The 10,923-nt window shown below is 49.2% G+C and carries 11 protein-coding genes and 1 tRNA gene; 4 read left to right on the top strand and 8 right to left on the bottom strand.

What is annotated here, in order from left to right; all coding sequences use genetic code 11:
* On the top strand, positions 1 to 388 hold a 388-nt coding region (locus tag BM082_RS23815), incomplete at its 5' end, for an integrase core domain-containing protein (protein WP_074928876.1).
* A 117-nt stretch (positions 389 to 505) separates the two neighbouring features.
* Here BM082_RS23815 and frdD read toward each other — a convergent pair.
* The 4 genes from frdD to frdA are packed head-to-tail and all read right to left on the bottom strand — an operon-like array spanning position 506 to position 3,849.
* Positions 506 to 868, bottom strand: coding sequence for a fumarate reductase subunit FrdD (gene frdD / locus BM082_RS23820; protein WP_017010134.1), 363 nt, complete (start codon positions 866 to 868; stop codon positions 506 to 508).
* A 25-nt stretch (positions 869 to 893) separates the two neighbouring features.
* Entirely contained in the window at positions 894 to 1,277 is a 384-nt protein-coding gene (gene frdC / locus BM082_RS23825) for a fumarate reductase subunit FrdC (RefSeq protein WP_017010135.1), read from the bottom strand.
* 2 nt (positions 1,278 to 1,279) lie between these two features.
* Positions 1,280 to 2,020 (bottom strand): succinate dehydrogenase/fumarate reductase iron-sulfur subunit, encoded by a 741-nt coding sequence (locus BM082_RS23830; protein WP_017014553.1) that lies wholly within the window; start codon positions 2,018 to 2,020, stop codon positions 1,280 to 1,282.
* Complete coding sequence (gene frdA / locus BM082_RS23835) at positions 2,020 to 3,849, bottom strand: fumarate reductase (quinol) flavoprotein subunit (RefSeq protein WP_074928878.1); 1,830 nt, start codon at positions 3,847 to 3,849, stop codon at positions 2,020 to 2,022. The genes BM082_RS23830 and frdA overlap by 1 nt, the downstream gene beginning before the upstream one ends.
* Positions 3,850 to 4,342: 493 nt before the next feature.
* On the opposite strand from frdA, the gene epmA reads away from it, so the two are divergent.
* Positions 4,343 to 5,314 carry an elongation factor P--(R)-beta-lysine ligase gene (gene epmA / locus BM082_RS23840; RefSeq protein WP_017014555.1) on the top strand — a complete coding sequence of 324 codons (972 nt, stop codon included), beginning with the start codon at positions 4,343 to 4,345 and terminating at the stop codon, positions 5,312 to 5,314.
* Positions 5,315 to 5,391: 77 nt separating this feature from the next.
* Here the strand turns inward: epmA and BM082_RS23845 are convergent, their stop codons facing one another.
* From BM082_RS23845 to rsgA, 4 genes are all read right to left on the bottom strand, one after another.
* The gene (locus tag BM082_RS23845; protein ID WP_026024955.1) at positions 5,392 to 6,279 is read right to left on the bottom strand and encodes a DMT family transporter; all 888 of its coding nucleotides are present in this window, start codon (positions 6,277 to 6,279) and stop codon (positions 5,392 to 5,394) included.
* Positions 6,280 to 6,403: 124 nt separating this feature from the next.
* Positions 6,404 to 7,819, bottom strand: coding sequence for an SLC13 family permease (locus BM082_RS23850; RefSeq protein WP_017010140.1), 1,416 nt, complete (start codon positions 7,817 to 7,819; stop codon positions 6,404 to 6,406).
* 191 nt (positions 7,820 to 8,010) lie between these two features.
* Entirely contained in the window at positions 8,011 to 8,922 is a 912-nt protein-coding gene (gene asd / locus BM082_RS23855) for an archaetidylserine decarboxylase (RefSeq protein WP_017014557.1), read from the bottom strand.
* Positions 8,923 to 9,037: 115 nt separating this feature from the next.
* Positions 9,038 to 10,090, bottom strand: a complete 1,053-nt coding sequence (gene rsgA / locus BM082_RS23860; RefSeq protein ID WP_017010142.1) for a small ribosomal subunit biogenesis GTPase RsgA — start codon at positions 10,088 to 10,090, stop codon at positions 9,038 to 9,040.
* Positions 10,091 to 10,168: 78 nt separating this feature from the next.
* On the opposite strand from rsgA, the gene orn reads away from it, so the two are divergent.
* Positions 10,169 to 10,714 (top strand): oligoribonuclease, encoded by a 546-nt coding sequence (orn, locus tag BM082_RS23865; protein ID WP_017010143.1) that lies wholly within the window; start codon positions 10,169 to 10,171, stop codon positions 10,712 to 10,714.
* 114 nt (positions 10,715 to 10,828) lie between these two features.
* Positions 10,829 to 10,904: transfer RNA gene (locus tag BM082_RS23870), tRNA-Gly, on the top strand.
* Positions 10,905 to 10,923: the final 19 nt, after the last annotated feature.

Below are 10,923 nucleotides of genomic sequence, written 5' to 3' on the forward strand. Positions count from 1 at the left end.
AATCATGGGGTTCCACTTAGATGACAACATGAAAGCATCGACGGTTAAACGCGCATTCACCCATGCTCTGAAACAGCGCAGGGCTGATAGCTTGTTAGTTCATCACTCTGACCGAGGGGTGCAGTATTGCTCAGACGAATATCAACGTATTCATAAGCAACATGACGTGATGTGCTCAATGACGGATGGGTATGATTGTTACCAGAATGCGTTGGCTGAACGAGTGAATGGCATATTGAAGAACGAGTACTTACTTATCAAACCACGTGATTTAGAGGAGGCGAGAAAGATGGTGGCAGAGTCCGTAGATATCTACAATCAAAGACGGCCACACACTGCGTTAAAATACAAAACGCCAGATGAAGTCCATCAGGCGTTTTATGCTTAGAAAGTGTCAACCCATATCAGGACGGGTCATTTAAAGGTCGAGTGAATCCATTGAAGTGACAACCTGCTTCAGAAACAAAAAAAGCACCCGAAGGTGCTTTTTTATTGCCTGTCGCGATTAAATCATGAAGATGAAAATCACAGACAGTGCAGTAACCAAGAATGCGATGGCATAACATGCCACTTTGCCTGCGGTTCCAGTGTGGAACTTAAGGTCGTGCATGCCGTGGTGTAGACGGTGCATTGCATGCCACATAGGCAGAGACAGTGTACCAATCGTAAACAGTGCACCGATGAAGCTAGTAACAAAGCCTGATACACGCTCGTAGCTCAATGCTTCTGCATCAAGCATGCCTAGCGGTGCCATGATACCCAGAACCAAAATGGTCACAGGGGTAATCATTGCAAACCAAGAACCGCCAGCGCCGAATAGGCCCCACCATACTGGTTCGTCAGAACGTTTTGGATTCAAATCGACCACGTTTTATCTCCTCACTTGTATGGTGTTAAACCACAAACAGAATAACGGCAGAAATCACCGCAACTGCTGCCCATTGAGCCAGCACAATGATTTTCTTATCAAGCTTCTTGCCACCGATACGGATTGGCATCACTTGCGGCATCATGCTGAAGAAGGTTTGCGCATGGTACAGGCTGCCAAGCAGTGCCACGATGTTAATCGCGATCACTACAGGGTTGGCCATGAAGCTCAACCAGTTCTGCCATGCAGCTTCTCCCATCACCAAACTGCCTAGACCGACGGTCAGGAAGGCGGTGAAGAAAATCAGTGGCAGTATGGTAGCTTCACGCACCATGTACATGCGGTAGAAAGGATGGTCTTTCCACCAGGTACGTTTCATTTCGCGAACGTAAGGTTTACGGTTAGACATCCTTATGCCTCCTGCGGTTTAAGCATCGCAATCACGAAGTCTTGAGACGACGCAATCTTACCTTGGTTAACTGCCGCTGCTGGATCAACGCTCTTTGGACATACTTCAGAACAGTAACCAACGAAGGTACAGCCCCATGCGCCGTTCTCACCATTGATCAGCTTCATACGCTCTTGAGCACCGTTGTCACGGCTATCAAGGTTGTAGCGGTGAGCCAGTGTTAGAGCCGCAGGACCGATGAACTCAGGGTTCAAACCAAACTGAGGACATGCTGCATAGCAAAGACCACAGTTGATACAACCAGCGAATTGCTTGTAGCGAGCAAGTTGTTCAGGTGTTTGGTTGTTTGGACCGTCCTCAGGCGTACGATCGTTACCCAATATGTAAGGTTTGATGGCTTCTAGGCGCTCGATGAACGGCGTCATATCAACGATCAAATCTTTCTCGATAGCGAAATTCGCCAGTGGCTCAATGGTCACGCCGTCTGGGTAATCACGTAAGAATGCCTTACATGCCAGTTTTGGCACATTGTTGACCATCAGGCCACAAGAGCCACAGATCGCCATACGGCAAGACCAGCGGTAAGACAGATCTTTGTCTAGGTTGTCTTTGATGTAACCCAGTGCGTCTAGCACAGACATGGTTTCATCAAACGGCACGTCGAAAGTTTGCAGGCGCGGCTCTGCGTCTTTCGCTGGGTCGTAGCGAAGAATGCTTACTTTTTGAATGCGATTTGCTGACATTATGCCTGCTCCTTCTCAGCTTGCTCTGCTTGCTCTGCTTTCTCGGCCTTTTTCGCTGCTGCTTCTGCTTCTTCCGCAGCAGCACCGTATAGACGAGCTTTAGGCTGAGATTTCGTGATTTTAACGTCACCGTACTTAATGGTTGGTGCAGCATCTTTGTTGTAGAACGCCAAAGAGTGCTTCAGGAAGTTCTCGTCATCACGCTCAGTACACCCTTCGTCTAGACGTTGGTGTGCACCGCGAGACTCGCGACGTAGTAAGGCTGAGTGCGCCATTGCTTCAGCAACTTCAAGGCCGTAGCCCACTTCAATCGCATACAGAAGGTCGGTATTGAACACTTTCCCTTTGTCTTTGATGCTGATGCGCTTGTAGCGATCTTTTAGTTCAGTCAACTTATCGATGGTTTCTTGGATCAAATCTTCACGACGGTAGATACCACAACCCGCTTCCATGGAGTGACCCATTTCAGTGCGGATATCGGCCCAGTTTTCGTCGCCTTCTTGATTCATCAGCGCATCGATACGCGCTTCAACCGCTTTTATTTGACGTGTGATCTCTTCGTCGTTCCAGCCAGCGAATTCACGAGCACGTTCAACAGCACCTTCGCCCGCAACGCGGCCAAATACCACCAACTCAGCCAGTGAGTTAGAACCAAGACGGTTTGCACCGTGAAGGCCAACAGATGAACATTCACCCACAGCGAACAAACCTTTGATAGCGGTTTCGTTCTTACCGTTAGTTTCAATACCACCCATGGTGTAGTGCGCGGTTGGACGAATTGGAATCGGCTCTTTTGCAGGGTCAACGTTCACGTATGCTTTTGCCAGTTCACAGATAAACGGCAGACGCTCGTTGAGGTACTCTTCGCCTAGGTGACGAAGGTCTAGCATTACAACATCGCCCAACGCGTGTTTGATGGTGTTGCCTTTTTGTTGCTCGTGCCAGAACGCTTGTGAAACTTTGTCACGCGGACCCAGTTCCATGTATTTGTTCTTTTGTTGACCCACTGGTGTTTCAGGCCCCATACCGTAATCTTGCAGGTAACGGTAACCGTGTTTGTTCACGATAATACCGCCTTCACCACGACAACCTTCGGTCATCAGGATGCCAGTGCCAGGTAGGCCTGTTGGGTGATACTGAACGAATTCCATATCACGCAGAGCTGCACCATGACGGTATGCCATTGCCATGCCGTCACCCGTTACGATGCCGCCGTTGGTGTTGCAGTTGTAGACGCGGCCTGCGCCACCTGTTGCTAGAACAACAGATTTCGCCTTAATACAAACCAATTCACCTTCAGACATGTGAATGGCGATAAGGCCTTGCGCTTCACCATCAACAACCAAAAGGTCGACAACGAAGTATTCGTCTAGACGCTTGATTTGTTTGTATTTGATGGATGTTTGGAAAAGCGTGTGCAGCATGTGGAAGCCGGTTTTATCGGCCGCAAACCATGTGCGCTCAACTTTCATACCACCGAAACGACGAACGTTAACGTCACCGTTTTCTTTGCGGCTCCATGGGCAACCCCATTGTTCCAATTGGATCATCTCGCGAGTGGCGTTCTCAACGAAATACTCAACAACATCCTGTTCACAAAGCCAGTCACCACCGCCAACGGTATCGTTGAAGTGGTTATCGTGGCTATCCTCATCCTTGATGACGGCGGCAGAGCCACCCTCTGCGGCCACCGTGTGGGAACGCATTGGGTAAACCTTAGAAATCAGTGAAATTTCTAGATCTGGATTTGCTTCAGCAGCAGCAATGGCGGCACGCAAGCCTGCGCCACCGGCGCCAATGACAGCGATATCTGTGGTAATAGTTTTCACAGCTATCCTCCGGAGGAATGTTAAAAAATGAAATAATGCGTAACGCACTAAACTAAAAATCTGAATCCATCTTATTAGACCTACATGCCGTAAAATTTGATTTGAAAGGGTATTTGTTTCGACTTTCTTAGGGAGAGGCATGCATAACAATCGTTTTGTGATCTGAGTCGTTCCTGATGAAGAATTGGGCGTGTTAATTGTGGGTTACGGAGTGTTTTAGCATGTTTCTAACACGTAAACGGTGTCTTTCAAATTGTTGATTTAACTGTCTATTTTGAAAGGTTTTTTCGTTGAAAATGAGAATGATTCTTGACTGTAAAATTGAAAATTAGACCCTCTCTATTCACCTAAGCCGATGAAAGAGAGAAAAGTGGGAGCAAGGCTTGTCGCATGAGTGGTGTTTTTCTGCACCCTAAGCGCTGCTTTTCAGGGTTTTTATCTTTACGGCTGAGCGCTACAATGCCGCCCATTCTGTTCATCACGAGTTTATGACATGACCCAGCATTGGCGTCCTACAGCAGACATTGCATCGTTGAAAGCAAGAGCAACATTGATCAGTACCATCCGCCAGTTTTTTGCTGAGCGCAGTGTGCTGGAAGTGGATACGCCTGCCATGAGCCAAGCCACTGTCACGGATGTACACCTTCATACATTCAGTGCTGAGTTTGTGGGGCCGGGCTATGCAAAAGGGATCCCGTTGTACATGATGACGAGCCCTGAATTTCACATGAAGCGACTGCTTGCTGCAGGAAGTGGCGCGATTTACCAGATAAACAAAGCGTTTCGCAATGAAGAAGCGGGGCGTTACCACAACCCTGAGTTCACCATGTTGGAATGGTATCGACCTGGGTTTGATCATCACGCTTTGATGGATGAGATGGATGCACTGTTACGCACCATTCTCGGCGGCGATGCGGCTGAGCGCATGACATATCAAGACGCGTTTCTCAACGTACTGGGGGTGTGTCCGCTAGAAGGTTCGATGGATGAACTGAAAGTGGTGGCGGCTTCTTTGGGGCTCTCTGATATCGCGGAAGGCGAAGAAGACAGAGACACCCTGCTTCAACTGCTGTTCAGCATGGGCGTTGAGTGCAAAATAGGGCAGACCGTTCCAGCGTTTGTTTATCACTTTCCAGCATCACAAGCCGCATTGGCGAGAGTATGCCATGATGATACGCGTGTGGCGGCGCGCTTTGAGGTTTACTACCAAGGCATTGAGCTGGCAAACGGCTTCTATGAGCTTGATAATGCTGATGAGCAACTTGCACGTTTCGAAGACGATAACTGCAAGCGTGAAAAAATGGGACTGAAAACTCAGCCTATCGATCATCATTTGATTGATGCAATTCGTGCGGGCTTGCCTGATTGTGCCGGTGTTGCGCTCGGTGTTGATCGCCTGATCATGCTCGCACTCGGTAAATCGCACATTGATGATGTGATCGCATTTCCAGTGGGACGAGCTTAAGCGAGTTCAACGCTGACCAAACGAAAAACGCCGCAGATAGCGGCGTTTTCAACGCAAAGTGCTGATTTTTCGTGATTTCAGCTCGACACAATCAACCCTGTTCCCGCAACAGCAAGCGCCGCGCCAATCCAAGCGCTTGGTGCTGGGCGTATTTTAGTAAAGAGCCAAATCAGTGGCAGCACCATCACCGGCGTGGTGGATGATAGCAAGGCGACTGTGCCCACTTCTCCCCACTTGAGCGCATACATGATGAGTGTCATGCCGACTGCCATCGCAAGAAAGCCGTTCACAACGACCATGCCGAAAATACGCCAGTTCATTGGATTGACGGGCTGAGCGACGCGCACCTGCAACATTACCAGAGTGCCATGTGCCAAGAACGCAGCAATCATTCGAATGGCGGAGGCTGCAATCGGGTCGACATGCTCCGTTAGTACGGGCTTGGCAATCACGCCCCCCAGTGATTGGCAAAGCGCCGCGGTCAAACCAAGTGCGATGGCAATGCCCAAACTGCCCTTGGTCTCTTCCCACTGATGTGTCGCTCCGCTTTGGCGGAAAAACACTGCCACGAGGACACCAGAGAATACCAAGATTGCGCCCAGTAATCGCAGACCTTGCAGCGTTTCACTGAATAGCCAGATGCCCAGCAGTGCAGAAAATACGGCGTGGCAGGAGTACAGTAATCCAGAGCGGCGCGGGCCAATACGGTTCATACAACCGAACAGCGCGGTATCCCCAATGAAGATACCGATCAAGCCAGAGATCGCCATTGGCCACCAGATATCTGAGGAAATGGTCGCCCATCCTCCGGTTATCAGTGCAAGGACACTCAACATGATGGACACACACGCCATTCGCCAACGGCTATAGGCAAAGCTCCCTAAGTGGCGAGCCGGTGTGACAGAGATTAGGCTGGATATCCCCCACAAAAATGCGGCAGCCAGCGCGAGCCATTCATAACCCACGTTCAATACCTCAAGGCAGGCCGTTAAGCACTGCTCATAATTCGGAAAAGAGCGCGAGTGTATATGGAGATGAGAAGCGGGGAAAGGCCTGAAGGACTTTCCCCTTTAAACCGTCAGGAGAGGATCAAGTGATGATAAGCATTGCAGCGTAGACCATGGCTAAGCCAACGACGCCCACGATAATCCCCACCTTCGCCATGTCGCGGCTTTCAATAAGGCCTGTCGAATAGGCAAGGCTGTTTGGCGGGGTCGATACCGGCAAAATCATACCCAGAGACGCGGAGAAAGCGACAACAACCAACAGGCCTTGAATACCCCCCACCGCTGAGAGGCTTTCCATTGATGTTGCAACCGCCGCAGCAATGGGCATGAGTAAGTTTGCTGTTGCGGTGTTGGACATGAAGTTTGCCATCACCCAACAAATCAGTGACAAGGTGAGTACCACGGCAACGGGCGATAGGGTGTCGTAATCAACCGCATGAGCAAGTGCTTCGGCCAGCCCTGTTTTATCGAGCGCCAAGCCAATGGCAATACCACCGGCCACTAACCACAGCACATCCCAGTTAATGAGCTTCAACTCTTCTTTGCCCATGATGCCCGTCAGGGTAAAGACCGCGAGAGGCACAATCGACACCACGTAAGTATTCATGCCATGAAGGCTGGTGGTCATCCAAAGTAAGATGGTTACCGCAAAGGTCGCATACACAGTGTAAGCCCGCCAATTGCGTTGGAATTTACCGTCTAGTTTGAGTGTCATTTCCTCTTGTTGAGCGGGGAAGAGCTTTTGCAGTAACCACCACGCAAATGACAATTGAATAATGACAAAAGGTAAGCCCATCATCATCCAATCTAAGAAATTAATGGCGTTTTCTCCCGTCAAATATTGCAGAGCAATGGCATTGGGTGGTGTACCAATTGGCGTGGCGATACCCCCAGTGTTCGCCGCAATGGGGATACACAGAACGAGAGCTTTAACGCCGGTGTCGCCTTTAGGGACAGACGCCACAATCGGCGCAAGCAAAGCCAGCATCATGACGGTAGTGGCAGTGTTTGACATGAACATGGAGAACACGGCAGTGATCAGCATCAACCCCAACATGATGGCTTTTGGTTTGGTGCCAAAAGGTTTCAGTAGGACACGTGCGAGGTTGTTATCCAATTCGTATTTTGATGCCGCGATGGCAAGGGCAAAGCCACCCATAAACAGAATGATGATCGGCGATGAAAATGCACTGAATATGTCTGTGTATTTGATGAGTTCACCGATCTCATGGCCAGGTTGGGCTTCTCGAAACCAACGTAACCCTTTGTCAGAGATCATGATGAGTTCGAGGGCAATGATCAGAATGGATGTTGCAAATACGGGGACGGGTTCAAGTACCCAAAGCAAGGCGGCCAACAGGAAAATAGCCAGTAAGCGGTGCTGAATAATGGTCAGGTCGTCGATGGGGATCCAGTCGATGGGCATCATCAGCACGCCGAGGGGAATACCAAATGCGAGTAGAAACTTAATGCCATCGGCACGAGAAAGTCTTGGCATAGATTTGTCACCGTCCGTTAAGAATAAACTGCGTATCATCCAACGAATTTGAGATGTAATTCATTGTGTTGGAAGGCAAGTGTACGGTTTATAGCTTACGGTGCGTCGACAGGATTTCTCTGTTCTCGGATAATATTTACGTACAAAAAAAGGGCAATAATGCCCTTTTCGTCGCAGATTCAGAATTTGCTTTACGCGGTTTGTGTTTCGCTTTGATCTTCGTCTTGGGTCGGCTTGGTGGCGGCATCTTGGTGAGCATACGCTTCACCCATACGTGTCACTGCGCCTGGCGTGATGCTGTCATCGAATTGAATCGCGCCTTTCGGGAACAAGTTAATCACGGTTGACCCCAACTTGAAGCGACCCATTTCTTCACCTTTGTTGATGGTGACCGCTTGATCGCCTTCAGCTGGGTAATCCCAACGACGGATGCTTTGACCTGTTGGCGGCGTAATGGTGCCAGCCCACGTGGTTTCGATGCTGCCTACGATGGTTGCGCCAACCAGCACTTGAGCCAATGGTCCAAACGCCGTGTCAAAAATACACACCACACGTTCGTTGCGTGCAAACAGGTTTGGTACGTTTTCAGCGGTCAGTGGGTTCACAGAGAACAGGTCACCCGGCACATAGATCATTTGACGCAGCGTACCGTCACACGGCATGTGGACACGGTGATAGTCGCGCGGTGATAAGTACAGGGTTGCAAAATCGCCGTCAGCAAATTCTTCTGCTAACTGTGCGTCGCCACCAAGCAGTTCACACGCATCAAAGGTATGGCCTTTTGCTTGAATCAAACGGCCATGCTCAATCGGGCCTGCTTGGCTAACACATGCATCAGCAGGGTGGTTGATCACATTCGCGTCGTCGTTAAGTGGGCGTGCGCCCTCTTTTAACTCACGAACGAAAAAGTCATTAAACGTCGGGTAGCTCGCCGGATCCGGATTCTTCGCTTCACTCATCTCGACCTTGTATTGGCGAACAAACCACTTGATAACGGTGGTTGTCAGAAAGCCAGCTTTTGCGGCTGCCAATTTACCCATTAGGCGGGTGAGGAGGTGTTTAGGCATGCAATATTGCAGGCCAATCTTTAAATCGTTAGACACGGTGATTTTCCTAACTCGTAGATTGCCCTCGAAATTTCAAAGGCCAGAATTCAATTAGCGGCACAGTTTACAAAATTAACAGGCCGCTAACCAGAGGTGTGCGAAAAGGTGTCTATCAGTTCTCTTTGTCGCGGGAAAACTGACGGTTTGCCTTCATCTCAGACATGCTTTCGATGATTTTGTGATAGCTATCGAAGCGCGTTTTGCTGATTTTCCCTTCATTAACGGCTTCGCGAAGCACACAGCCGGGATCATCCCCGTGTTTGCAATCGCGGAACTTACAACCGCCAAGGTAATCGCGGAACTCTTTGAAGCCATAGGTGACATGCTCTGGCTCTAGGTGCCATAGACCAAATTCACGCACCCCAGGGCTATCGATCAAATCACCGCCGTCAGGGAAGTGATAGAGTCTTGCCGTGGTGGTGGTGTGTTGGCCAAGCCCTGAGTTTTCAGAGACTTCACACGTTTCAGCATTGACTTCAGGCAGTAAAGCATTGACCAAGCTCGATTTTCCGACGCCTGATTGGCCGACGAAAATGCTGGTACCTTCTGAGAGAAGCTGTTTCAGTTCGACCATACCTTCGCCAGTTTTTTGGCTGACCATCATGACGTTGTAGCCAATCTGCGCGTAAAGGGCGAGGGTATTTTTGACAGTTTCAAGGCCATTCGCGTCAAGGAGGTCTATCTTATTAATGACGACAAGTGGCTTGAAATCGACCTGCTCAGTTGCGATCAGGTAACGGTCTATAATGTTGGTTGATAATTCGGGTAATATCGCGGAAACGATCACGACTTGATCAATGTTAGCCGCGACTGGTTTTACACCGTCATAGTAATCAGGGCGTGTCAGCACTGAATGACGTTCGTGGACACCTTCCACAACGCCAGCAATGCCTTGCAGTGTTTCTACACCAGGACGCCAGACAACGGTATCACCAGTCACCAAGCTTTCAATTGAACGGCGAAGATTGCAACGGTGAATAACACCAGTTTGAAGATCTTCAATGTCGGCATGTTGTCCAAAACGGGTAATAACGACCCCTTCACGTGCGGACTCGAGCAGAGATTCATCCCATTGGACGCCCTCTTGCTGTTGATCGACGCGTTTCTTTTGGTTTGTCCGTACTCGGCGAATTTGGCCTTTTGTGAGCTTTTTCTTTTTTGCCACGAGAATGTCGCTAGTTTAGTTGGCTTTCATGTCAGGCTAAGTATGATACATGGTTTACTTGTAAAATAGGCAAATTGGATGTCTTTCAGCGATAAGAATTTAATCTGGATTGATCTCGAAATGACCGGACTTGACCCTCAAGTTCATAAAATCATTGAGATTGCGACCATCGTGACAGATGCTGAACTTAATGTGTTAGCTGAAGGGCCAGTGCTTGCTATTCATCAATCTGACGATGAATTGGCGAAAATGGATGATTGGTGTACCAATACACACACCGGCAGTGGGCTGGTGGACCGTGTTAAAGCAAGCACGGTGACGGAAGATCAAGCGATCAAACAAACCATCGCGTTTTTGCAGCAGTGGGTTCCGGCGGGTGTTTCCCCAATTTGCGGTAATAGCGTGGGCCAAGACCGCCGTTTCTTGTATCAGCACATGTCTGATTTGGAACGTTTCTTCCACTACAGAACTGTGGATGTCAGCACAATCAAAGAATTGGTGCGTCGTTGGCAACCAGACCTCCTCAATGGATTCCATAAACAAGGTACTCACCTTGCACTGGATGATATCCGTGAATCGATCGAAGAATTGAAATTCTACCGTTCAACGATCTTCACGATCTGATGCGAAAATAATCGATACGAAGAAAAATCTAATTTTTTAAGTTTAGAGGCTTGCATCGCCGATTTTTCTTCGTATAATTCGCAGCCCTGACGGAGACAAACGTCTCAAGTCAAAGCGACACTAGCTCAGCTGGTAGAGCGCAACCTTGCCAAGGTTGAGGTCACGAGTTCGAACCTCGTGTGTCGCTCCAATTTCTCTTTGAGAGAAAG

This window comes from Enterovibrio norvegicus DSM 15893 (genome assembly GCF_900115495.1).
GTDB classification, from domain to species: Bacteria; Pseudomonadota; Gammaproteobacteria; order Enterobacterales; family Vibrionaceae; genus Enterovibrio; species Enterovibrio norvegicus.

Bases quoted from the DNA above. Each gene is read 5' to 3' on its own strand.
- frdC (WP_017010135.1), bottom strand. From the start codon at position 1,277: ATGTCTAACCGTAAACCTTACGTTCGCGAAATGAAACGTACCTGGTGG.
- BM082_RS23830 (WP_017014553.1), bottom strand. From the start codon at position 2,020: ATGTCAGCAAATCGCATTCAAAAAGTAAGCATTCTTCGCTACGACCCA.
- epmA (WP_017014555.1), top strand. From the start codon at position 4,343: ATGACCCAGCATTGGCGTCCTACAGCAGACATTGCATCGTTGAAAGCA.
- BM082_RS23850 (WP_017010140.1), bottom strand. From the start codon at position 7,819: ATGCCAAGACTTTCTCGTGCCGATGGCATTAAGTTTCTACTCGCATTT.
- orn (WP_017010143.1), top strand. From the start codon at position 10,169: ATGTCTTTCAGCGATAAGAATTTAATCTGGATTGATCTCGAAATGACC.